The following is a 23219-nucleotide window of genomic DNA, read 5'->3' as shown; positions in this document are numbered from 1 at the left end:
CCGAGGACGGATAGTCCACAAAGCAGGTGGCCGGGTGCGGGCATTGCACCGCACCCCTGGCGTCCGGGTGCGCGTCCTCACGCGCTGCGTTCGAGTAGGAGCCGGGTCGAGCTGGGCTTTTGCTCCGCAGCTCAAACGGCTGGCAGAGCATCGGACAGGGCTGGAAAGCCGCCGTGTGCCGAGGGGGCGGTCTGAGGTCGATCGCCTCCACCCGCCTACTGCCGCATCCGCTGCGCCCTGCACTCGCGGGGCATCGGGGAAGGATTCGATCATGAACGTCCGTACATTGAGCACCCGCTGGGGGGCCGGAGTCGCTGCGGTCATCGCGGCGATCAGCCTTGGCCTGGGCGCTTCACCCGTGTCGGCTGCCGCCTCCGATGGCTACGTCAGTGGTGCGGGGGACTTCTACGACGACTTCGGTGACGAGGGAACACTGTCGACGACGTCGTACAAAAAACTCCAACGCCACCTGCATGTGGCAGCGGATCCTGCATGCCGAGGGCACCGAGGTGACCAACAGCGGCGTCCGTTTCAACGAGACCGACATCGACGGCAACTTCGGCGCACTCACCAGGACCGCGACGATCAACCTCCAGAATCGCTGGGGCCTGGCTGCCGCTGGCAAGGTCGGCAACGCGACGTCCGGCCGCGCGGACGGCAACCTCGTTCACGTCGCCACCCATACCGACCAGCTCCAGCGGCGCTTCGAGTTCAAGTACGTGGGCAAGGCACACAAGTCGTTCAGGTTCTACCGATCGAACACCGGGCGGTGGAGCTTCTACGAGGACCAGGAGCTGAAGTACGGCAGTTACACGTCCAAGACCTGCGACTGACGCGCCGGTAGACGCCGCGAGGCGCAGCGCAAGGGGCCCGCCGTGAGGCGGGCGCCTGTCACGCCACCTCGGCCTCGGGTGTCTGCGGTACGACCTGCGCCCTTCACCTGAAGTGCCCCGGTGCTCCCACGGCAAGCACTCCGGCGCTGTCCCGGAACTCGGCTTCGGGCCACCCGCCTTGTAGGGCCGACCGAGTATGACGTCGGTGGTTGTGGTGGGATGGCTGGACCTGTTGTCGACCTACTGGGGGCCCACCGTGGTGCTTGTGTACTCGTCGCTCACCCGTGCCCTGGCCGAGGCCTTGGCCGATGTTCTGTGGTTCGTCGACAGCAGCGAAGATGAGCAGATGGATCCGGACGACGCGGTGAAGGTACTTGAGGGCGTAGCCCACGTGGTCGGTAAGCTGTCCGGCGACCAGCGGAACGAGTTGGTCGATCTGCTGGGGAAGATGGTTGAAGCCGAGCCCGACCCGGAGCGTCGAGAATTCCTTGCAGGGCTCCCGGAAGGATTCGGGTTCCTTGATGATGCGGCCTGACCGTTGAGCATCCTGCATCCGATCGACGTGCCCTCCGGGCGAACCGCAGCCGTTCGTTCTCCGTGAGGCTCGCGAGGTGTCGCAGAATCCACCCGGAGATCCGATCGAGGTGCCGGCGGCCTGGCGGTGACCGGCCCGCCGTTCGCGCAACGCGTTCTCGCGGATGAGCAGGCGGGCCTTTGCACACAGCCTCACCCGCTCCCCGCTCCCCGGCACTGGGTACTGGGTACTGGGCACGCCAGGGGATGCATCAGGTGGGAGCCCCGCACCTGCTCGGACCGGTCCACGCCGTTTCCCGGCACCCGGGCGATACGCGCCCACGTCGATGCGGCTCAGCCCTGCGACCTGGCCGGAGTGCAGGGCCGGGCTGAACTGCCGCCGAGTGAGGTGCGCCCGAAGGCTCCGGGGCGCGAATCCGGACGTCTGTGCAAGTGTTGCCGAGGGCCTGCGGCGTCAGCCGGACTTTCCTGTGCTCGCCCGCAGCAGAGACGCCCCGGCCGGAGTGAGGGTGTGCAGCACGGTCGGGCCGTGCCGGACGGTGGTGATGAGCCGGGCGTCGCGCAAGGCGGTGGCGTGCCGACTGGCCGAGGATGCCGAGACCCCGGCGGCGCGGGCGATCTCCGTGGTGGTGGCGCCGGTGGACGCGGCGCGCAGAGCGGCCGCGCGCGTACGCCCCAGGAGGGTGATCAATGGCTTGTCGACGATGTCTGCACCGTGCGTAGCATCTGATGGGCCCCGTTCGTGGAGCAGCGAGTACACGAGCACGGGAGGCAGTTGTGGATCGGCGAAGGCGACGGGTTCTCCCCAGTTGAAGTGCGAGGGGACGAGTGTGAGTCCACGGCCGCCCAGGTACAGGTCCCGGTCGGCGGCCTGCTTGGGATAGCTGACCTCCAGTACAGGGGGGCGCCAGCGCAGCATGGGCCCGAGCCCGGAGAGCATGCCCTCGACGCCGCCGTTCAGGAGCCCGCGGCAGAGCGCCGCCCGCTCCGCCTCGATCCGGGCCTGTGTCTGTTCCTCGTACGGGGCGATGACCGCGTCGTAGTAGGCGCGCAGCATCCCTGCGAACTCCTTGCGCGCGTCCAGCCGGGTCAGCTGCCCAGCCCACGCGGGGGCTCCCACCGTCCGGTCGAGGATGGCCACTTCCTCCAGGACCCGTCGCGGGGGCGTGGCCACAATCGATTCGATTCCCATGGCCAGGTCGCCCACCGCGTCAGCGGGGGTGAGGAAGTCCGGAAAGTACGCTGCCCTTGGGTAGAGAGGCAGCAGCACGCTCCGCAGGACGCGCTCCAGCTTCTTCTCACGCAGTTGCTGCCGTGCCGTGCGGTACCACTCCGCGTAGGCCCAGCGGCCTTTCCGCGACTGTAATCGGTGCATGCTGGCGGCGATCTCCCAGACCGGATCAGGTGCGGCGGCGATCCTGGTTCTGGCCAGATCCGCGTCACTGAAGTGAATACGGAGCATGCCGTCGTCCCCCTTCGCCCGGCTTTGCGCTGTCCGGCGACAACCTCGGTCCAGCACATCTGGCTGTGAGATCGTAAGCCTTGGAAGCCAAGACGCGATAAACGTAGGTTTGACGGACATAGGGGGCACGTTTATCTCGGTCCCCGCCGGCAGCCTGCTGGCCACGGGTCGCCGATGGGAAGGGCCATGGCCGGCCGAGGGCCGCGACGGGTAAGGAGTGACCGCGTCACCTCGCCAGGCCGGCCTCACTCCTTGACGGCTCGTTCGTTCCTGCCCCTCCGGGAAACGCTCTCAGCGCCGCACGCATCGAGCACGGCGTGGGCGTGCCGCAGCAGTGTTTCGTCGTCGGCGCACCGGTAGCGCATGCGGCCCACGCCCCCCCCGAGTTGTTGTGTCGGCGTGTGGAGGCGAGCTCCTGGCGGAGCAGGGGGACAGCAGGTGCGGCCGCTGATCCCATGCGTGCCCACACCCCGGCTACGGCGGGCCGGTTCTCGCGGTGTGCGGACCATGCGTGCAGCAGGACGGGCTGGGACTCCTCCGGGCCCCGGCCTGTCTCCCACAGTGCCAACGCAAGCGCCCCCGCGACCCATCCGCTGTTCTTCTCGGGGGACGCCGCGAGCAGGCGCAGGTCGGGCAGCAGTGCTGCCGCGCCGTTCCCCACGGCGGCGATCACCCGCAGCGCGTCGTGCCACAGCGACCAGTGCCCCGCGGTGAGCGCTGTCTTCAGAGCGGGAAGCACGGTTTCCTTCTCACCCCCGACCGCCCACAGGGCCGCTGCCGCGTCGACGCGGTGGTGTGTCGCGTCGTCCCGTGCGAGTGCCCGCAGCTCCGGGAGTGCCTCTCGCGCCGCCGGGCCGAGCCGCGCGAGAGCCCGCAACGCGGCTGCCCGTGCCGGGACGGCCCGTTCCCCGGGAGCCCGCAGGATACGGAGGGAAATGGCCAGCGCCTCTGCGGATCCGATGGCAGCCGCGGCCTTCAGCAGGTGCTCGGCCCGCCAGGAACGGTCCGAGGGGTCGATCTCGGACAGCCTTTCGTCCAGTGCCGGCGCCAACGCACTGGCCGAGCCCGGATCCATGCGGTCGATCCAGTCGGCCAGGTCCTCCGGTACGTGTCCGAAACGCAGCACTTCTACGAGCCCGAGCACCGCCCGAGCGTCGCCCTGCGCTGCGAGCGCGCTCAGCACGGCCCCGTAGGAGGTCTCGTTCCACCGTGACTGGGGCGGGAAGTCCGTCCCGGCCGCTACCCGTTCAGCCAACGGCCCTGCCGCCGGCCCACCGATGGCGTACAGGGTTCTGAGCTCCGACGCGGCCCACTGCACGATGCGGTGGTCGGCTTCGCGGACCTGCTCGCCCAGAAGACGTACGGACTCCTCGTGCGGGCCCCGCCAACCTGTCAGCAGCAGGCCGCTCATGTCGATCGCTTCACACCGCTGGCCCCAGTCGGGGCTGCGCAGCTGGTCCTCCAGCAGCGCGAAGCGATGGGCGACACGGTCGTCCAGGGCACGGTGCAGATCCGTGAGCAGCTCGGTTGCCCAGGGAGCGTTGACCACGATGCTTTCCGATGTGCCGCGTCTGCTGCGGGGGACAACTGGCGGGGGAGGGAGCGGCGCTCGCTGTGGCTTCGCGCCGGCCGGTCTCGTCGTGTCCGAGCCCGGCGGTGCACCGGGTCGATGCCGTGTGGAGCGTTCTTCGAATTCTTCTGCCGGAGTGTGCCGAAGAGGACGGCGTGGACGATCGGCACGCCGTGAGCACGGACCGTCGGACGATGCTCGGCGACTCCGAGGGAGATGAGCGGACGCATGTCCCACGTCAGACCATCCGGCCGCTGTGCTTCGGGACGGAGACCGGGAGGATGCCCGTCACCGCCATGGCGGTGACGGCTCGCCGCGTGCGGAACGGCCGGATTCCGGGCAGCGCGCGTCAGCGAGTCGGGCGGCAGCAGGCGCCGTGGCTGTCTGTGCCAGTACCAGCCGTGCGGCGCACGAGGCCGGACGATGAAACACTTGCCGCTCCGATGAACGTCCCGCTTCAGTCACCGGATCGAAGGAACAGGAGCAGTGCGGCTGTGCGCCTCTTGCTGACATCGGACACACACCTGCCGAGGCGGGCCAAGCGCCTGCCCGCGTCTCTCCTCGCGGAGATGGATGCCGCGGATGTCGTCTTCCACGCCGGGGACTGGGTGGACACGGCGACCTTGGACCTCTTCGAGGCACGCACGAAGCGCCTGGTGGGTGTCTTCGGCAACAACGACGGGCCGGAGCTGCGAGCCAGGCTCAGCGAGGTCGCACGCGTCGAGTGCGGAGGTCTCCGCTTCGGTGTCGTGCACGAGACCGGTGCCTCGCAGGGCCGTGAGGCACGGTGCGCGGCTCGATTCCCCGATCTCGACGTTCTGGTCTTCGGCCACAGTCACATCCCGTGGGACACCACAGCCCCCGGCGGACTGCGCCTGCTCAATCCCGGTTCGCCGACCGACCGGCGCAGAGAGCCTTACTGCACTTACATGACCGCTGAGGTGTCGGGCGGCCGGCTCACCGACGTGCGACTGCACCGCCTGCCGCGTACCGCCTGACAGGCAGTTCCAGGCAGCGGCGCGACAATTCCACCATGTGAGCGGCTCATGCCGTAGACGAGGCAGGGCCCCGCCCGCACCGCACGTGAGATCGCGGCTTTCCCGCCGCTCGGTCGAGGCCGCCGAGACCTGTCCCCGCAGCGGCATCCGTCAGCCGGGACCACAGCTGTCCGAAGCCGTGCGAGGCTGTGCGGCATGGCGTCTTCGACAGTCCGCGGACTTGGTCTTCCCGCCCAGCTGATGTCCCTCCTCGACCGCGATCTCTGGCGCCACCCGGGGGATGCCGTGCTGGCGAAGATCATTCCTTGGTTCGAGGACCCGCTTGCCTTCGTGTCGAGGCCGGAGCAGATGGCGTTCGCGTCCCGGTCGATGGACATGTACGCCGATGATCCGCACTCCGCGTTCTTCCGAGAGGCACGCGGAAGCAGAGCGTCCGCCCCGCTCGAGCTGCCGTGGCTCGATGTCGAACAGGCTGTGTTGATCGCTGTCACGCGGAACCCCGGTGACGACGGGGCCTTGGCGCTCGACTACCGCACAGACTCCTCGAACCCACGCGTGGTCGGCAGTGACTTCTGGACGGATCCCCTTCTCTGCCGGTGGCGTGTTGTAGCACCTACGTTCTCGGCCTTCGCCACGAGCTTGGACCTGTAGGTTCCGTTGCCGTGTCACCGGCGCGCTCCGACCAGGATGGCGGCGAAGTCGCACGCGGCCCGGTGGGTGATGCCGGGTGTGTCCATCGGCACGACCGGACCGCGCAACTGCCTGAGCCGGTCTGCGTGACGTTCGGCGAAGCAGCGCGGAGTCGTGGCGCTCAGGGCCGAAGTCGGCGACCTGTCAGCCGACCCGGCGCAGTCGGTGCCACGACGGCGACGTCATGGATCGAGAGCACCGGGTGCTCTTCTTCGGCTCGGGTCAGCCTCCGACCTGCCGCGGACCGGGCTTCATATGCCGTGCGAAGGTACCGGCTACCCGGAGGGTGGGCAGGCGGGGCGCCGAGGGCCCACTTTCACGTGCCCTTCGGTCCCCTGCCGGATGGGACGGTCCTTCGTCGAATCGCGCGAAGCGGAACCTGCTCGTGGATGTGGATCTCGAAAGGATGAACCCCGCCCGGATTCCATGTGCTGGGGGGCGTCAACCTCCCACGCTGCTGCTGTGCAGAAGACAACTCGCGGTACGGACCGGCGCTCACGCGTCGGTGGCGCCCGTGTGGGGAAGCAGAGGCAGCCGCAGAACCTTTCGCGGAGTCCGGTACGCCGCAGGGCGGAGACCGCGCGACGGGCCTCTCTGAACGAACAGGTGCGGTACTGGTTCGACAACACACTGACCGGAGGGGTGGCTGCCCTCATCGGGTGGCTCGCCGTTGCCTGCCTGGCCATCGTGGTCCCCTTGAGCGCGGTCCTGGTCTGGACGGACGACAGGGCCCCCGAGGCCCTCCGGGCGAAGACCGCCGCGGTGTGGCGGACCGTCGGCCAGACGCTCCGACTGGGCGGCGAGGTCGGATCGCCTCTGCGCATCACCCTGTCGGTACTGCTCGCCCTCGTCGCACTCTTCTACGTCTCCACCCTCGTCAGCCTCATCACCACTGCGATCACCGAGAAGCTCGTCGCTCTACGTCTCGGCCACTCCACGGTCCTTGAAGAGGGTCACACCGTCGTGCTCGGTTGGTCCGCCCAGATCCACACGGTGGTGACCGAGCTCGTGGCCGCCAATGCCAACCAGCGACAGAGTGCGATCGCGGTGCTTGCCGATCGGGACAAGACCGAGATGGAGGAGGAGCTGAGCGCCGAAGTCGGCAGTACCGGACGTACGCGGATCATCTGCCGCAACGGACGGCCCACCGATCCGGCCGCATTGGCACGGGTCAGTCCCGGCACGGCAGATGTCGTGCTGGTGCTTCCGCAGGACGAGCCTGACGAGGACGCGGAGATCGTCAAGAGCCTGCTGGCCCTCCGGGCTTCGGTGGACGACGACTGCCGGGTGCGGACGGTGGCCGTGGTCCGCGACGAGCGGTACCGGCTCGCCGCCGGTCTCGCGGCAGGTCCGGACGCGGTCGTTCTGGAGGTGGACGACATCACCGCCCGCTTGGTGTCGCAGTGCGTCAGGCAGCCGGGCCTCTCGCTCGTCTACCAGGAGCTGCTCGACTTCGCCGGGGACGAGTTCTACGTCATCGACGCTCCGGCACAGGCCGACCGGCATTTCGGCCGGGCGTTGTCGGCCTACCAGAACGCCTGCGTGGTCGGCGTCGTACGGGAGGACGGCACAGTGCAGCTGAATCCTCCGCACCGTTCGACGGTTCTTCCGGGAGAACGGCTCGTCGTCATCGCACAGGACGACGACACCGCGGAGCCGGCCGACGAACTCGCAGCATTCGACGAATCGGTGATCGTGTCCCGCCCACCGAGGTCGGCGCGCCCTCAACGGCTGCTCCTACTGGGGTGGAATCGTCGGGCACGACGCATCGTCGCCCACTTGTCCGCCCATATCGCGACAGGTTCGGTTCTTCATGTCGTGGCTGACGGGGAGGAGTCGACGAGCGCGGAAGTGAGGGATGCGGCCGCCGAGGCCACCGGCCGTCTGAGTATCACCTTTCACACAGGAGACCCCACCCTGCCCGGGACCGTGAACGGTCTGGACGCTGCCGGTTACGACGGAGTCATCGTCCTCGGGTCCGACCGCTCGACGGGTAACGGGTCTCCGGATGACCGGGCACTGGTCACCCTGCTGCTTCTGCGCGCTCTTGAACGCACGTCGGGAAGAGCGATCGCGGTGGTCACCGAGATGACTGATGACCGCAACAGAACGATCGCGCCGGTCGGTCCCGGTGCCGACTTCGTGGTCAGCGGAAAGCTGATCGGCCTCCTGATGGCGCAGATCTCCCAGAACTGGCGTCTCGCCGGCGTATTCCAGGACCTGCTTTCACCCGACGGCAACAGCATCCATCTCAGGCCGGCCGGTGACTACATCCGGGAGGGGCACCACGCGTCCTTCGCCACCGTCGTCGAGTCGGCGTCGCGCCGGGGTGAGTGCGCCATCGGTTACCGGAGCCGCGACATGGTCACGGCCGGGCCCGGCCACGGGGTCCGGGTCAACCCGTCCAAGACGGTCGTCCGGCGATGGATGGCGCACGACGACGTCATCGTGATCACCGCACACTGAAGGTGCGGCCGGGCCCCGGTCCCGGCCTCCTCCGAGGTCTGCGGTGGAGTGACTGAAGCCTCTGCTGACCGAGGTGCAGCCTGGCTGGTTCGGCGTCGGCCGAGCCGGCACCTCAGCGTGAGAACCCGCCTGGCAGGTGTCGGGCAGGTCAGTGACCGGTGAGTTCTCCGGTGAGCTTGCCGTGCAGGGCGGCGCTGGGGGCGTTGAGGCCGATGATCTCCACTGTCTTGCCGTGCTTGGCGTACCTGGTCTCGACGGCGTCCAAGGCGGCCACGGAGGAGGCGTCCCAGATGTGGGTGGCCGACAGGTCGATGACCACCTTGTCGGGGTCGGTGGCGTAGTTGAACCGGCCGACGAGGTCTTCGGACGAGGCGAAGAACAGTTCGCCGGTGACGGAGTACACCACGCCGGTGCCGTCGGGGTCGGGGACGGCCGTCAGGTCAGCGAGTCGGGCGACGCGCTTGGCGAAGACGGCCATGGCGGCGACGGAGCCGACGACGACGCCGATGGCGAGGTTGTGGGTGGTGACCACGCAGATCACGGTGATGACCATGACGGCGATCTCACCCGTGGGCATCCGCTCGAGGGTCCTGGGGGCGATGGAGTGCCAGTCGAAGGTCGCGAAGGACACCATGACCATGACGGCGACCAGGGCGGCCATGGGGATGTCGGACACCACCGGGCCGAAGACGATGCACAGCACCATGAGGAGGGAGCCGGCGAGGAAGGTGGAGAGACGGGTGCGGGCTCCGGAGACCTTCACGTTGATCATGGTCTGGCCGATCATGGCGCATCCGCCCATGCCGCCGAAGAAACCGGTGACGATGTTGGCGATGCCCTGGCCGATGGACTCGCGGGTCTTGGAGGAGCGGGTGTCGGTGATGTCGTCGACCAGCTTCGCGGTCATCAGCGACTCCATCAGACCCACCAGCGCCATCGCGAGTGCGTAAGGGGCGATCGTCGTCAGGGTATCCATGGTGAACGGCACGTCCGGCAGGCCCGGGACCGGCAGTGAGGTCGGCAGGGCGCCCTTGTCACCCACCGTCGGTACAGCGAGCCCGGCCGCGACGGTGATCACGGTGAGGCTGACGATGGAGACCAGCGGGGCCGGTATCACCCTCGTGACCTTCGGGAAGAACACCATCAGCGCCAGGCCGCCGATGATCAACGGATACACGGTCCAAGGTACGTCGTGCATCTCGGGCACCTGCGCCATGAAGATCAGGATCGCGAGGGAGTTGACGAAGCCGACCATGACCGAGCGTGGCACGAAGCGCATCAGCTTCGCCACCCCCAGCGCGCCGAGGACCACCTGGACGACGCCGGCCAGCATCACGGCTGCGATGAGGTAGCCCAGGCCGTGTTCACGGTTCAGGGGGGCGATCACGAGCGCGACGGCCCCGGTGGCAGCAGAGATCATCGCTCTGCGGCCGCCGACGATCGAGATGGTCACTGCCATGGTGAAGGAAGCGAACAGGCCGATCGCGGGGTCGACCCCGGCGATGATCGAGAACGAGATCGCCTCGGGGATCAGGGCCAGCGCGACGACCAGCCCGGCCAGGAATTCGGTGCGCCAGACTTTCGGGTCGGACCACCAGTCGGGCTTCAGGCCACGCAGGCGCGCGGCGGGATTGATCACGGAAGAAGACAAGGAGGCGAAACCTGTCGTGCTCGGGGCACACCCGCCGGCGGGTCAGGGCGTGCAGGAAGGACGTGGAGGCCGGGCCGGTGCCTGGCGGACGGCCCGGTCGGGCCGAAGTTCATGAGGGAGGACGGAGCCGCGGGGGTGCCGGCACACGGTCCGGCAGCTCACATCCGGGGGCGAGAAGTCACGGCGGGCAGGCGGCGCCCGTCGGTGTCATGGGCTCGCTCACGCATACTCCCGCAAGAAATCGGATCTTTGCCGCGGCGCATCTGCCCGGAGCGGTAGTAGCGGCGCTACCGGGCCGCTCTGCCGACAGCAACTCTACCCTAACGTTAGGGTATGGCTTGGTGGGGCCGTGGGACGTGGCCCGCCACGACAAGAAGGGCCAGGACCACCGGCGTGGACGACAAGCACATGCAGATCGGAGAGGTCGCCGCGCGGACCGAACTGTCCCTGCGCACCATCCGGCATTACGAGGAGACGGGCCTCGTCATCCCCTCTGCCCGGTCCCAGGGCGGTTTTCGGCTGTACACCGAGGCCGACGTTCAGCGGCTCATGGTCATCCGGCGCATGAAACCGCTCGGATTCACCCTCGATCAGATGCGCGACCTCCTGGACGCCACCGACCGCCTCGACGACGATTCCGGCCTCGGCGCCGACGCACGCGAGGCCCTGCTCGGCCGTGTGCGTGCGTACGAACAGGCCGCCACCGAGCAGGTCGACAAGCTTCGGACCCAGCTGACGCGCGCCGAGGATTTCGCCGCCACGCTGCGCGACCGCCTGGAGCAGGCCGGTCCTGCCCCGCGCCCCTGACAGCGCACCGGCCCGACCAGCGGTCTCCGGCCACTGGATCGAGCGAGGGGGCATCAGAATGCGGGTAACTTTGCACGAACCGCATCCGCGCGCGGTCAGGCGTCATCGGTAGGTGCGGCAGCTGCGGGGGACTCCGCGCGGCATCCGGATGCCGGGGCCGGGCTGAGGCCAGGCTCGCCCGCTCGTGTGCGGTGTTTCGGGCAGGTTCACCCGTTCGGGTATTCGCCCTCCTTGCGCGGCTGCTCTCGGGCACGGTCATCGGGGGAGCGTATTGGGCTTTTGCGCGGCGTTCTGCGGCGGTGTGCCGCTGCCGCTACGGCTCTCGAGGCGTCACTGGTGTATGGCCGATGGGGAAGGGCTTGTCATGTGGGAGTCCGAGGAGTTCGGCAGCGAGCACGAAGGCCGGCCAGGCGTCCTGCTGGTCGACGGCAGTGAGCCGGGGCCGGTCCTCTTCGACGCCGGGAGCGGCCCGTCGGTGCACCGGAGCCGCGACTGGTGGGTCTACGACGGCACCCTCGGGGCACCGTCCGCGACCGAGCTGCGCGGCGCATGCTCGTGCGGCTGGCGTGGCGTCACCGCCTATCTGATCGAGTGGGACGCCGTCGACCGCCGCCGTCCGTATCTGGCTGACACCAGTGGACCGGAGGCCGACTGGGAGAGCCACATCGCGGACGTGCTGTCACGGGCCGTTCCGGTACCGGCAGACCTCACGTCCCTCCTCGATCAGATCGAGGCACGTCTCGCCACGCTGGTTGCCGACGAACCCTTGGCCGCTCTTCGTGCCGCTGCGGCCCTGGAACGCCTCACACAGCGTGTGGCGGCCGACGCCGCGTTCAGCATCGACACCGTCGACGGGCCCCGATGGAGCACCGTCGCCCAAGCGCTCGGGATCAGCGAGAGGGCGGCCCGCTCCCGCATGACGCGCTACGTGCATCGCCGCTGACCTCGCGGGCCGGGGTACGGCACGGGCCAGGGCTTCAGGCGGAGAGTTCGCCCGGCGTGGTCACCGTCGATGCCTCGGGCCTGGGCGGGACCTGATGAAAGGGGGCGAGCGCCCTCCCATCGGCCTTTGCCGGCTTGAACAGTTAAACCGGCTTCGCATCCCACTACGAACGGGTCGCGGACCCCAAGACGGCTGTGCAACCGACGGCCTGTGTGATCTTCCTCCGCCGAGGAGCGCCTCACCCTGCGACCACATCGGTATGGTCGCCGACATGAACGGTGCGCGAGTGGTGTTGATCGGGGGAACGTCGAACGTCGGGAAGTCGACCGTGGCCCAAGTCGTCGCACAACGGCTGGGGTTCGAGTACCTGTCCATCGATGGACTGGCACGTCATCCCGGCCGCCCCTGGCGGACGCCGGAGTGGGAGGTGCCGACGCACGTCGCCGAGCACTACGGGTCACTCACCGTCGACGAGCTGATCTCGTCCGTTCTCGACCACTACCAACGGCTGTGGCCGCGCGTCGAGGAGCTGATCGCAGAGCGCGCGGCCGGGCGAAGTGCCGGTGGGGGACTGGTCCTGGAAGGGTCGGGGCTGTGGCCCGTCCAGGTGGCGAGCCTGTCGGTACCTCGTACGGCTGCCGTCTGGCTGACTGCGGATGAAGCTGTCATTCGCGTCCGGATCCACCAGGCCGGCCGCTACGCGGAAGCGACGGACGAGGAACGGCACCTGATGGACAAGTTTCTGGCCCGCACCCTGCGCTACCAGACACTGATGCTGGATGCCGTCGACAGGATGGGGCTCGATCTCATCGACGCCGGAGGCGGCCGGTCCGTCGAGGAACTGGCCCGCGCGGTGCTCACGACCGTCGACGCGCAGTACGCGACCGGGCGTTCGTCCGCCAGGTGGCGGGCTGCACGATCGGCACCGATCAGAACGCGTGGACGAACCTCGGGCGGGAGGTGACGAAGGGGCACGCCTTCCGAAGAATTTCCGAGGTGTCCGAAAGGGCATAGGTAATCGTGGTGTCGTTTGCGGGATGAGCGGACCCAGGCAATCAGACATGCAGGGTGGGCCGGTAGACGAGCTCCTGGATATTGCCGTCGAGCGTTCGGAGTTCGGTCAGTTCGAGGTCGAAGTCGGCCGCACCCTGGAAGACCGGATCCAGCCCGGTCCGACCGGTGATCACAGGGAAGAGCGTCACCTGGACACGGTCGACCAGGCCTGCGGCCATCAGCGCCCGGTTCATCGACAGGCTGCCGTGCGAGCGCAAGGGCACCTCGGACTCCTCCTTGAGCCGAGCGACGACGTCGACGGCATCGCCGTTCACGACGCTCGCATCCGGCCAGTCGAGGGATCCCTCCAGTGTCGTCGACACCACCGTTGTCGGAAGGCTCCTCATCCGGGTCACCCACGGATCACGCACCTCTGACGCCTCGGTGCTCGACGCCAGCATCCGCGCGAACAGCCGATATGTGTTGGCTCCGAAGACCATCCGCTGTTCCCCGGAGTACAGGGCGAGGCGATGGGCGAGGAGCTCCGGTCCCTGCTTGCCCCAGTAGCCGGTCCAATTCCCGCCGGCGGCGCCGAAGCCGTCAAGGCTTGAAAAGACGTCGAAAGTATAGGTAGCGGTCATGATGATCTCCTCGAGTTCGCTCACCGCTGCTACGAATACAGACTGGATTCCATTGCAGTATTCATCGCTTCAGGTGTTGTTTCGCATGATGGATCACGGGTCGGCAGGATCCGGCCCGGCCCTCTGGCGCGGTCGTGGAGGATCCTGAGACGCCCCGTGTCGCGGGTGCCGCCGTTGTTCAGCCACGTGGACACACATCCGGCGATGTCCGCGTCGAGCAGGACCATGTCGGTGCCTGCCCGTTCCGTACCCGTGGCGTGGCAGGGAAGCGCGCGCACAGGTGCTCCTGCCACAAGCGGGCAGCAACGACCTCAGGCTCTGTAACTCTTTTCACGCGCCTCACATCGTGCAGCGCCTCTCCGACGGAGCACTGTCCGGCCGTTCGGCCTGCAGAGGCTGTGCCGGCAGATGAGGGCTGCGGCTGTGCCTGCCACGGTGGGGCTGCGCCCGGCCCTGTGCCCGTAACGGCGGTGCGGGTGCCGGCAGGTTGTTCTTGGCGTTCCACCGGCTTGGCGTTCCACCAGCTTGGCGTTCCACCGGCGTAGAGCACCCCTTGCCAACGGGCTGCCGTCACGGCGCTTTCAGTTAGCAGGGGGGTGGCGCGACACCGAAGGACATCGCAACTAAGCTAACCCTTACCTAACAACGGCGTTCTTCGTCGGGAGTGGTCCTTCGATGTCCCAATCGCTCGCAGCCGGTCAGGTGTCACCGCAGCGACCCATGTACGTGACTGTCGTCGGAGTGCGTCGGCTCACGCCGAGAATGGTCCGGATCACGCTGGCCGGGGACGATGTGGGCGACTTCCACTACGCCGGTGCTGACCAGCTGGTGCGTCTGTTCCTCCCGGTCAACGACGATCTGCAGCTGCCGGCCGGCTCGGACTGGTGGGCCGAACTGCAGGCGATGCCGGAGGAGGGGCGTCCTGTGGTCCGCAACTACACGGTTCGCCGGATCGATCATGCCCGCCGTCGGCTCGACGTCGACTTCGCGCTGCACGGAGACATCGGACCGGCTTCCGCTTGGGCCGGCACGGCCGAACCCGGCGACCGGATCGGGATACTCAGTGATGGCGCCCGGTATCAGCCCGGCGACGCGGACTGGCAGTTGCTGGTCGGCGACGAGACGGCTCTGCCCGCGATCGCCTCCATGCTCGAAGGTGCCCGCACCCCTGTGCACACACTGCTCGAAGTCAAGGACGAGCACGACGTGCTGGACCTGGCACGTGAGGTGACCTGGCTCTACCGCTCGGGCTCCCACGGTTCCCGAGTGGTGGAGGCACTGCGTACCCTGCCCTTCCCGCCCGGCAAGCCGTACGTCTGGGTGGCAGGGGAATCCGCTCTGGCGACCTCGGTGCGGCGCTGTCTGGTGAACGAGCGAGGTGTCGACAAGCAGCAGATCTACTTCTGCGGCTACTGGCGCGGTATGCCGTCCCTCGGCCGGCCGGAAGCCCGAACGGAAAAGGAGCCGGCACACGCCTGATCCGGCGTGCCGCAGGACGCACCCGACGGCTCCAGCGGCAGCTCACCGAGCGCTTCCAGCTGGTTGCGCGCTTGGGCCACGCGGTGGTCACCTATCGATCCGGCTAGGCACCCCGGCCCCCCGCACCCTGTTCCAACGGTCCCCGGAGACGCCGTCGGACGGGGATGACGCCGATGCTCACCTCGTTCCACCGGAGGAGAGCGTGGGCACCGATGGACGTGCCCGGCCCGGGTGAAGGCCGGGCACGGTCAGATTGCGTTTTCGGAACCGCGCTCGTCGAGGCTGTGAAGCGGGCATCCGCTCTTCCCGGCCACGGCCTCAAAGCCGACCGAGACAGAGCGTCGGACGCCCCTCGCGGTAGGCGCCGCCGCTGGTGCGGCTACTCGATGCCGGAAGTGGCATGCGCGCCGTAGCTCTGGCGGCCGCCGCCGTACTGGGCGTCGGTGACCGGTTCGGCCCAGGTGGTTTCAGGGGCGCCGTCCGTCGTGGCTTCCCACATCGCGATGTGTTCCATGAAGCGGTCGGGGACGGCGCCGTGCCAGTGCTCCTCGTCCGGCGGGCAGGTGACGGTCTGGCCGGGGTGGGCTTCGAAGACGGTGCCGTCGCGAGTACCGATCAGGGCGATGCCCGAGACGACGTGGAGGGCCTGGCCCACGGCGTGGGAGTGCCAGTTGGTGCGGGCGCCGGGTGAGAAGCGGACCAAATTGGCGCGCATCCGGGACGGCTCCTCGCCGGCGACGATGACGTCCCACCAGACGTCGCCCGTGAACCAGTCGGCCGGCGCCTTACTCGTGGACTGCTGCTTTACGAACTTCATGCCGGTCCCTTTCGGAGCTGTTGTGGCAGTGAGGGGGTACGGGGGGCGACGTAGCCGCTCTCCACGGGGCGCGCGATGCCTCCGACCAGGCCGGCGCCGGGGTTCTGCAACGCCACGACCGGCCTGGCCTGCAGCACCACGACGGCCGGGGAAACCGACGAGGCCTGGGGCGGCTGCCCGGGGTCAGCCGGGCATCGGCTCGGCGTAGTGCCGGAATCCGTCACGCTCGGTGTGCAGGGTGTACAGGCGCTCGGCGAGGGCCGTCGGACTGCTGCGCCCGGAGCCGGGACGGATCGCGCCGGGCACGATCAATTGCGTGGCATGGATGTTCTCCGGGGCGAGGGCGTCGTGAAGCATATGTGCGTAGGCGCTCTCGGCCGCGAACGCGATCGAGGTGCCGGCACGCTCGGGGTGCGGGCGTACCGCGCTGCCGCCGTTGACGAAGAGCAGGGTGCCGTGGCCGAGGGCCCGCATGCCGGGCAGGACCGCGTTCACGCAGGTGACCGGGCCCATGACGGAGAAGGCCAGAGGACCCTCCAGGTCCCCGGCGGTCGTGTCGAGGACCGGCTTCATGAAGTCGGCACGAGGTACGGGACTGTACTGCAGGATCTCGACCGGTCCGAGGTCCTCGGCCGCCTGCTGGAGGGCCACGGCGAGCGCGCCGGGGTCGAGGACGTCAGCAGTGAACCCGCGAGCCCGGACACCGTCACGGCCGAGCTCGGCTGTCAGGTCCTCCAGGTGATCGGCGCTCCGGGAGATCAGGGCGACGCTGTGGCCGGCGGAACCGAAGCGGCGGGCGGTGGCCAGTCCCAGTCCGGGTCCGGCGCCGACGAGGGCGAAGGTGGTCACTGTGGGTCCTTCCGACGGGGGTCGGGGCCGGGCGGCGAGCGCCCGGCCCCGGAAGGGCAAGCGTGCGGTCAGGGCTTGAGGAGGGCTTTGACGGCCCGGCGCTCGTCCATGGCTTTGTAGCCCTCGGCGACCTGGTCCAGGGGCAGAGTGAGATCGAATACCTTGCCCGGATTGATCCGGCCGGTCAGGACGCGGTCCATCAGGTCGGGAAGGTATCGGCGGACGGGGGCGGGGCCGCCACGGAGGCCGACGTGGGAGAAGAAGAGTTCCTGCCCGTCGATCGCGACCTGATGGGGGACACCGACGAAGCCGACATTGCCGCCGGGGCGGGCGGAGTGCTGGGCCTGCCTCATGGCTTCTGCGGTGCCCACGCACTCCAGCACCGCGTCGGCGCCCATACCGTCCGTGAGGTCCTTGATCCGCGCAACGCCCTCCTCGCCGCGCTCGGAGACGATGTCGGTGGCGCCGAACTCGAGGGCGAGCTTCTGTCGGGGCTCGTGGCGGCTCATCGCGATGATCCGTTCCGCGCCCATCTCCTTGGCCGCGATCACAGCGGACAGGCCGACCGCACCGTCGCCGACCACCACGGCGGTCGAGCCGGGCTCGACCTCGGCGGCGTCGGCGGCCCACCAGCCGGTGCCCATCACGTCGGAGACGGCCAGCAGGCCGGGCCAGAACTCCTCGGCCGGCGTTTCGGCGGTGGCGACCAAGGTGCCCTGTGCGTTGGGGATACGTACGTAGTCGGCCTGGCAGGTGCTCATGAACTCGCGGTGCAGACAGTTGGACTGGAAACCGTTGCGGCAATTCGCGCAGGTGTTGTCCGAGGTCGCGAACGAGCCGACCACGAACTGGCCCGGCTTGACGGAGGTGACCTCGCTGCCGACCTCCTCGACGAAACCGACGTACTCGTGTCCCATCGGGTGCGGGTCGCCGATCGGCTCCAGGCCGCGGTACGGCCAGAGGTCGGAGCCGCACACGCAGGAGAGGGCCGTGCGGATGATCGCGTCGGTCGGATGAAGGATCTTCGGGTCGTCAAGTGTCTCGAAGCGGACGTCGCCGGGGGCGTGGATCACTGCGCCGCGCATGGGGTTCCTTACGTACTGGAGGTCGGGCCGCTTCGGACGGCCCGCGTGCTGCCGAGCCCGGGCAGGGATCGTGCCTGTTCACGGGCTCAAGACCGGGGCGCCCCTGTTCCCGTACCGCCCGGTGGCAGCGGAATGATGGGCGCCTTCCATCCAGGTAACCGCCATCCGATCCGGGCAGCCAGTCACCGTCAAAGGGTGTACCGCCAGTACATCCCTTCCGCTGTGCGCGGCACGTACGGTCGAGGGGTGGACAACCAGCAAGAGGTCCGCGAGTTCCTCACCTCGCGGCGAGCCAAGATCACCCCGGAGCAGGCCGGCCTGCCCTCAGGCACCCGGCGCCGCGTCCCCGGACTGCGCCGCAGCGAGGTCGCGGCCCTGGCGGACATGAGCGTGGAGTACTACGCGAAGCTCGAACGGGGGAACCTCGCAGGTGTCTCCCCTGCCGTCCTCGAGGCGGTCGCCCGGGCCCTTCGGCTCGACGAGGCCGAACGCGCCCACCTGCTCCATCTGGCCCAGGCCGCCGACGGGTCGGACGTCCTGACCCGCCCCCGACGCCGCCGCGCCACCCGGCAGTGGACGCCGCACCGCAGTCTGCAATGGACACTGGACGCGATCACCGCCGGTCCCGCGTTCGTCCGGAACGGCCGCATGGACGTGCTCGCCGCGAACCCGCTGGCCAGAGCCTTCTACAGCGACGTCTACGCCGCGCCCGGAAATCAGGCGAACCTCGCGCGCTTCACCTTCCTGGACCCGGCCTCCCGCCGCTTCTACCCCGACTGGGACCTCGCCGCCGACGTCACGGTCGCGATCCTGCGCACGGAGGCCGGCCGCAACCCCCACGACAGGGACCTGCACGACCTCGTCGGCGAACTGTCCACCCGCGACGACGCGTTCCGCACCCGCTGGGGTGCCCACAACGTCCGCCACCACGGCACGGGAACCAAACGCTTCCACCACCACGCGGTCGGCGAACTCACCCTCGCCTTCGAAGGGCTGGAGATGGCGGCCGAACCCGGCCTCACCCTCACCATCTACACCGCCGAACCCGGCTCACCCTCCGAGGAGGGCCTGCGTCTCCTCGCTTCCTGGGCCGCCACCCAGGAAGCCGACGCCGCCACACGCCGGGTACAAGGATCGTGAGAGCGTTGCTCCGGCCGACTCCCGGACCGCCTCGCACCTCGTCGGCGCCGAGTGCCTCCACCTTGCCTGCCGACACCGGCAGGAGCGCCGACGGGACACCGCCAGGAGCCTCGATCGCCGCCCAGGCCACGCGGCCCGCACCGGCGCCAAGCCCTCAGCTGCGCACTTCGTGGAAGCGGAACACGGTCGGCAGGAACTGCCGCAGACAGGCCGGAAGGCAGCGGCCGATCGATGCTTCAGGTTCCCGCACCCGGGCGAGCGCGACTCCGATGGGGCCGATCACCTCGTTGTGCCGGGCTGTGCGGCCCTCCGGTCCGCTGACTTCGGCCAGATCGCGAGCGACGCCTTCGACGGCCTCGTGGACGGTTCTCCATGGTTCGAACCGTTCGGGACGGTCACGCACTTGTGCCCCGCTCCACACCAGGGGCACAACTCCGTTGACCGCCGCCGGTGTTCCCTCGCCGACGGCAACACCTCCTGCCGAACGGCAGGGACGGGCGCTCCACATACCTCGCGAAGCGCCCGCCTGGCTGCGTGGAGGGAGCCCTGGGACGTGTCTTAGGAAGCCCTTCAATCACCGGAAGCCCGGCCCCGTGCACCTGCCCAGACGTGCGAGGGGCCGGCGAAGCCCGGGTCAGAGTTGGACGACCGCCCCGACGCGCATCCAGCCCCGCCCATCCGCTGCCGCATCGGTGGCTACCAGCACGTAGCTGTACTCGTTGTAGGACGCACCCTCGCAGGTCGACGCGCCGACGATGTCACCGGCGTACTTCGTCTTGACGACGACACTGTTCGGACTCGGATTCTCGTACACCCCGGCGGTCGGCCACACGACCTTGTACTGGCATCCGGCCTGGGCCGCGGCACCGGCAGTCGGGCCGGTGACGAGAGCGCCGGCAAAGCCGAACGCGGTGGCCAGGACGGCGGTGGTGAGACGCATCATGCGCATGATCGGTGGCGCTCCTCGGGAGTCGACGACATGTCAGGCACATGATGACAGGCCCTCGGGCGCGGGTGCCCCCGGGCCGCCCGGAAGGCCTGGGGGCCGAGGTCTGCTGCCCGGCCGGGACTGCACCGGTCCGCTCGCACTGCCGGCGAAGTCGGTGCGAGCCGCGCACGGCGGCATACGGATGAAGCATCCGCGTGCACGTCTCCGAGACCCGGGCGGAGGCCACCAGCGTCGCCGAGGTGCCCGAGCTGGTGCGCGAGACCACGTCGTACGGCGACGGCGGGGTCCGCGCCCCGACCGTACGGCTGTCGCTCGGATCGCGGACCTGTCGGGCGTGCTCGACTCCCATGGAGCGCGGTCGTACGGCATCGCCGAGTTCCGTGCGGAGAACAGCGTGCCGTACGTGATCTACGAAACGGGTGAGCGGCTCCAGGGCGCGAAAGCCCTTGCGCGCGGGAAGTGGCGAGGGTGACCCGTCCATGGACGGGCCACCCTCACGCGGCCCGCGCTCGGCGCCGTCCGACAGGTGTTGCACGGCGGCCGCCGGCTCCGGTCGATGGCGGCCGCCCCGCCGCGAACTACTACGGCACATCCACCGCTGAACGCACGTCCGTCACACGACTTACGGCGCATCCACCAGGGTGCGGCCGACGGCGGGAGACAGCGAGGCGAGGCCGTTGGCGTAGGCGGACTCGACGCGGGCCTTCTCAGCCGCGTTCGGGACGGCGTTCCTGCAGCTGGTGCCCGCGCTCGACCCGGACATCAGCTGGGAGCACGGGCCGGGCTTGGTGTCGGGGAGGCCCAGACTGTGCCCGATTTCGTGGGCAGCGATGCGGGTCTTGTCATGGCCCTGGGATACCGCCTGGCTGCCGAGTTCCACCCGCACCTGGCCGCCCGGGCGCACCGGGCCGAGTGTGGCTTGCGGCCAGCCGCTGGTGGCCACGATCTGGATCTCGGCCCGGGTGCCAGGTGCCGCTTCGATCAGCCTGACGTTGCCGACGTTCTGGTTCCACGAAGCGACTCCGGCGGTGATCGCCGCTTCCCAGCCGCCGGCTCGGCTGTCGTCGTAGCGGAGTGTCACCACAGCTGCCGCGTTCGTGGCCACGCCCGGCTCCGACGGGGGCGCGGCGTGCGCTGCTGTTGCCGCGGCCAGGGTGATTGCGGCGGCGGTGCCGGCTGCCTTCAGCCATAAGAGGTGTGGCATTGCGGACCCTTCACTCGTGGGGGCTCGGTTCCGTCGGAACAGAGAGGGGGAGTGGGCCTGCACCAGCGGAGGGGCCGCATGCAGGTTCTCTCCCGGGCCTTTGAGCTATGCCCAACACCTCGGACTTATCATGCCCCTGTCATCAACATGGCCGGAAAGAATTGCTGGGGGACTGAATCGGCGTTCCGCTTCAGGCTTCTCGCCGCTGGGATCGTTGCCACCGCTCCGATCCGGCTCCGGTTCCGCCTGGGACTGCCGTGATCTTGTAGGACCCCACACGGTCCGATCGCGGTGCTCGAATTCCAGGATCGTCGTTCCTGGATCGAGCACCGGCGCCGCGCTCCGCGCTTTCTCCCAAGACCTCTGCCGGGAAGCGGATTTGACAGCCCCGACCGATCCCGGCGGCCTGCGCGGGCCGAATCACGGGCGACGTAGCCGGAGCGCTGCCAGTGTCCGATGATCAGTGGATGTGCCCGCCGCGGCACGGCTACACCAACCGCACGCCGGCGACCGAGTGTTGTCGTGGAGAAACACCACGAGGGCGCCCGGAGCCGCACTCAGACTCCGTCGTGAGCATGCACTGCTGATCCGGCTGCAGGGCCGCTTGTCCGTGCCACCGGTTCAGGAAGCGACGGAGTCCACGCTCCTCCTCGGCTGCCTTTCCGGTGCGCCCGGGCCAAATGAGATCGGGGCGGCTGGTATTTCCGTAGTGTGCTTACGTGTTCGATCGACTTGAGGTCAGTGTTGTGCCACCGGGCCCCCGATGGGCTGCCCAGTTGGCTCTCCGGATCGATGGCGAGGAAGTGGTGGCGGCTGCGATCGGAGATGGAGGCCGCGGCCCGCTCGCCGAAGAGGCTTTGCCGGCCGACGCCCAGGGCTCCCTCAGGGCAACAGGCGAGGGGCGACGTGTGGTGCTGGGCGAGCGCGACTGCACAGGCGGATGCTGCGGCTACCTGTCCGTGTTCGTGCGGCGTCATGGCGGGATCGTGGAGTGGTCCGACTGGCAGGTGCCTGTTGATGAGGTGTGCCCTCCGACGTTTCACTTCGACGCCGATCAGTACGACGCCGAACTGACCCGCGCTCACGATGTCTGGCTCGGCATCGCCGACAGGATGAGGGGCCGCCCATGCCCTGGCGGAGCGACCTCTGACGAGGAAGGCTCTCCGCTCGGGGTGACGGCCGAAGCGCCCATTCCAGGATCCGGCCGTCGACGGCTCCGATGAGCAGGTGTCCTCAGGGTGCGACAGCGAGGGCCGGCGCGGCAGTCGGCGCTCCTTCCACTGCCGCTCGGTATGACATCGCACCGAGCGGCCCTCGGCGTCGAACGACGAACTGAGCCGGTTCCTTCGCCTTGAGGACGTGACAGCCGGTGTCCCCCGACGCCGAGTGCCTTCGCCGACCACACGGGGCAAGGACGGTATTCGAGGCTCAGTTCGCGGTCGACTGCGTAACTCGTGCGCATCGTTGCGTCGGTGACCTTCTCCCAGGAGCCGTACTCGACGCAGAGCTGGTCGGCGGTGGGTCCGAGCGGGTTGCCGTACTTCTCGCGGTTGCGCTGCTCCAGGATGGCGACCTCTTTCGGGGTCATACCCGCGCGGGTGATTCCCTTGGCCTGGTTGCGCAGGTCGACGAGCTCTCTGGCGATCTCCTCCTCCGAGGCGCCGGCTGTCCGCATCGCGGCTTCGGTGCGGTGCATGTCCTCCAGGAGAGCGTGATAGCGCATCCGGGTCCGCTGGGCCTCGCGCCGACGGACTGGCAGTCCAAGGTGAAGAAGTCGATCAGGCGGACAGCGCCATCAAGACCTGGCTGCAGGCACGACTGCACGCACTCGATCATGTGCGCTACGAGCTCGGGAGCGTGCTCTCCACCACGACAACGAGTCCGTGAGTCGTACCCCTTCACCGTCGTCTTCCGCGGAAACGTGATTCCGCTCGAACTCGAGCTGATCCCGAGCCTCTCGGCCCGTTCCGTGAGACACGGAGCGAGAGGATCTCTCGTATGCGGAGTGGGATCGGCTGGAGCTGAGACTTCGGTTCCTCCCTGGGAGCGCATTGTTGTGGGCGCCAGTTGGTCGGCCCGACGATCGATCGCCCGTGCGGGGCTTTGCC

Annotated in this window: 21 protein-coding genes and 1 pseudogene; 11 read left to right on the top strand and 11 right to left on the bottom strand. The window is 68.8% G+C overall.

Going from position 1 to position 23219, the window contains the following annotated elements; translation table 11 throughout:
- Window positions 1-473 precede the first annotated feature (473 nt).
- Together HED23_RS17070 and HED23_RS17065 are read left to right on the top strand one after the other, a co-directional pair.
- Entirely contained in the window at window positions 474-833 is a 360-nt protein-coding gene (locus HED23_RS17070; RefSeq protein WP_203184247.1) for a peptidoglycan-binding domain-containing protein, read from the top strand.
- Between the two features lie 205 nt (window positions 834-1038).
- Complete coding sequence (locus HED23_RS17065; RefSeq protein WP_238442007.1) at window positions 1039-1368, top strand: hypothetical protein; 330 nt, start codon at window positions 1039-1041, stop codon at window positions 1366-1368.
- A 453-nt stretch (window positions 1369-1821) separates the two neighbouring features.
- Here HED23_RS17065 and HED23_RS17060 read toward each other — a convergent pair whose 3' ends face one another.
- Both HED23_RS17060 and HED23_RS17055 read right to left on the bottom strand, forming a co-directional pair.
- Window positions 1822-2829 carry a helix-turn-helix domain-containing protein gene (locus HED23_RS17060; protein WP_203184246.1) on the bottom strand — a complete coding sequence of 336 codons (1008 nt, stop codon included), beginning with the start codon at window positions 2827-2829 and terminating at the stop codon, window positions 1822-1824.
- 226 nt (window positions 2830-3055) lie between these two features.
- The gene (locus HED23_RS17055; RefSeq protein WP_203184245.1) at window positions 3056-4378 is read right to left on the bottom strand and encodes a HEAT repeat domain-containing protein; all 1323 of its coding nucleotides are present in this window, start codon (window positions 4376-4378) and stop codon (window positions 3056-3058) included.
- Window positions 4379-4893: 515 nt separating this feature from the next.
- Here HED23_RS17055 and HED23_RS17050 point away from each other — a divergent pair.
- The 3 genes from HED23_RS17050 (at window position 4894) to HED23_RS17040 (ending at window position 8553) form a co-directional block, all read left to right on the top strand.
- Window positions 4894-5397 carry a metallophosphoesterase family protein gene (locus HED23_RS17050; RefSeq protein ID WP_203184244.1) on the top strand — a complete coding sequence of 168 codons (504 nt, stop codon included), beginning with the start codon at window positions 4894-4896 and terminating at the stop codon, window positions 5395-5397.
- Between the two features lie 195 nt (window positions 5398-5592).
- Window positions 5593-6048, top strand: a complete 456-nt coding sequence (locus HED23_RS17045) for a hypothetical protein (RefSeq protein ID WP_203184243.1) — start codon at window positions 5593-5595, stop codon at window positions 6046-6048.
- 645 nt (window positions 6049-6693) lie between these two features.
- Window positions 6694-8553 carry a CASTOR/POLLUX-related putative ion channel gene (locus HED23_RS17040; protein WP_420803083.1) on the top strand — a complete coding sequence of 620 codons (1860 nt, stop codon included), beginning with the start codon at window positions 6694-6696 and terminating at the stop codon, window positions 8551-8553.
- Window positions 8554-8701: 148 nt separating this feature from the next.
- On the opposite strand, the gene HED23_RS17035 is transcribed toward HED23_RS17040, so the two are convergent.
- Window positions 8702-10204: a SulP family inorganic anion transporter gene (locus HED23_RS17035; protein ID WP_203184241.1), complete on the bottom strand. Its 1503-nt coding sequence runs from the start codon at window positions 10202-10204 to the stop codon at window positions 8702-8704.
- A 393-nt stretch (window positions 10205-10597) separates the two neighbouring features.
- Between HED23_RS17035 and HED23_RS17030 the strand changes: the two genes are divergently transcribed.
- The 3 genes from HED23_RS17030 (at window position 10598) to HED23_RS17020 (ending at window position 12918) form a co-directional block, all read left to right on the top strand.
- Window positions 10598-11011 (top strand): MerR family transcriptional regulator, encoded by a 414-nt coding sequence (locus HED23_RS17030; RefSeq protein WP_203184240.1) that lies wholly within the window; start codon window positions 10598-10600, stop codon window positions 11009-11011.
- 340 nt (window positions 11012-11351) lie between these two features.
- Window positions 11352-11954: a hypothetical protein gene (locus HED23_RS17025; RefSeq protein WP_203184239.1), complete on the top strand. Its 603-nt coding sequence runs from the start codon at window positions 11352-11354 to the stop codon at window positions 11952-11954.
- 271 nt (window positions 11955-12225) lie between these two features.
- Window positions 12226-12918 carry an AAA family ATPase gene (locus HED23_RS17020; RefSeq protein WP_238442006.1) on the top strand — a complete coding sequence of 231 codons (693 nt, stop codon included), beginning with the start codon at window positions 12226-12228 and terminating at the stop codon, window positions 12916-12918.
- A 91-nt stretch (window positions 12919-13009) separates the two neighbouring features.
- On the opposite strand, the gene HED23_RS17015 is transcribed toward HED23_RS17020, so the two are convergent.
- Window positions 13010-13588 carry a dihydrofolate reductase family protein gene (locus HED23_RS17015; RefSeq protein WP_203184238.1) on the bottom strand — a complete coding sequence of 193 codons (579 nt, stop codon included), beginning with the start codon at window positions 13586-13588 and terminating at the stop codon, window positions 13010-13012.
- A 675-nt stretch (window positions 13589-14263) separates the two neighbouring features.
- On the opposite strand from HED23_RS17015, the gene HED23_RS17010 reads away from it, so the two are divergent.
- Window positions 14264-15067 (top strand): siderophore-interacting protein, encoded by an 804-nt coding sequence (locus HED23_RS17010; protein ID WP_203184237.1) that lies wholly within the window; start codon window positions 14264-14266, stop codon window positions 15065-15067.
- Window positions 15068-15446: 379 nt separating this feature from the next.
- Here the strand turns inward: HED23_RS17010 and HED23_RS17005 are convergent, their stop codons facing one another.
- The 3 genes from HED23_RS17005 to HED23_RS16995 form a co-directional block, all read right to left on the bottom strand.
- Window positions 15447-15884: a cupin domain-containing protein gene (locus HED23_RS17005; protein ID WP_203184236.1), complete on the bottom strand. Its 438-nt coding sequence runs from the start codon at window positions 15882-15884 to the stop codon at window positions 15447-15449.
- Window positions 15885-16067: 183 nt separating this feature from the next.
- Window positions 16068-16733 carry an SDR family NAD(P)-dependent oxidoreductase gene (locus tag HED23_RS17000; RefSeq protein ID WP_203184235.1) on the bottom strand — a complete coding sequence of 222 codons (666 nt, stop codon included), beginning with the start codon at window positions 16731-16733 and terminating at the stop codon, window positions 16068-16070.
- A gap of 68 nt (window positions 16734-16801) precedes the next feature.
- Window positions 16802-17818: a zinc-dependent alcohol dehydrogenase family protein gene (locus tag HED23_RS16995; RefSeq protein WP_203184234.1), complete on the bottom strand. Its 1017-nt coding sequence runs from the start codon at window positions 17816-17818 to the stop codon at window positions 16802-16804.
- 246 nt (window positions 17819-18064) lie between these two features.
- Here HED23_RS16995 and HED23_RS16990 point away from each other — a divergent pair, with 246 nt between their 5' ends.
- A complete protein-coding gene (locus HED23_RS16990) occupies window positions 18065-18958 on the top strand; it encodes a helix-turn-helix transcriptional regulator (RefSeq protein WP_203184233.1) in 894 nt (297 codons plus the stop codon).
- A gap of 154 nt (window positions 18959-19112) precedes the next feature.
- On the opposite strand, the gene HED23_RS16985 is transcribed toward HED23_RS16990, so the two are convergent.
- Window positions 19113-19361 carry a hypothetical protein gene (locus HED23_RS16985; protein ID WP_203187778.1) on the bottom strand — a complete coding sequence of 83 codons (249 nt, stop codon included), beginning with the start codon at window positions 19359-19361 and terminating at the stop codon, window positions 19113-19115.
- Between the two features lie 231 nt (window positions 19362-19592).
- Window positions 19593-19907, bottom strand: a complete 315-nt coding sequence (locus tag HED23_RS16980; protein WP_203184232.1) for a glycosyltransferase — start codon at window positions 19905-19907, stop codon at window positions 19593-19595.
- Window positions 19908-20241: 334 nt separating this feature from the next.
- Between HED23_RS16980 and HED23_RS16975 the strand changes: the two genes are divergently transcribed.
- Window positions 20242-20379: a hypothetical protein gene (locus HED23_RS16975; RefSeq protein WP_203187777.1), complete on the top strand. Its 138-nt coding sequence runs from the start codon at window positions 20242-20244 to the stop codon at window positions 20377-20379.
- A 150-nt stretch (window positions 20380-20529) separates the two neighbouring features.
- Here HED23_RS16975 and HED23_RS16970 read toward each other — a convergent pair whose 3' ends face one another.
- Both HED23_RS16970 and HED23_RS16965 read right to left on the bottom strand, forming a co-directional pair.
- A complete protein-coding gene (locus HED23_RS16970; protein ID WP_203184231.1) occupies window positions 20530-21111 on the bottom strand; it encodes a snapalysin family zinc-dependent metalloprotease in 582 nt (193 codons plus the stop codon).
- Between the two features lie 1402 nt (window positions 21112-22513).
- Window positions 22514-22852, bottom strand: a pseudogene (locus tag HED23_RS16965) (hypothetical protein); the annotation flags it as partial.
- Window positions 22853-23219: the final 367 nt, after the last annotated feature.

This window comes from Streptomyces pratensis (genome assembly GCF_016804005.1).
Lineage (GTDB): Bacteria > Actinomycetota > Actinomycetes > Streptomycetales > Streptomycetaceae > Streptomyces > Streptomyces pratensis_A.
The sequence above is the reverse complement of the archived record's forward strand: the minus strand, read 5'-3'. Positions and strand labels throughout refer to the sequence as shown.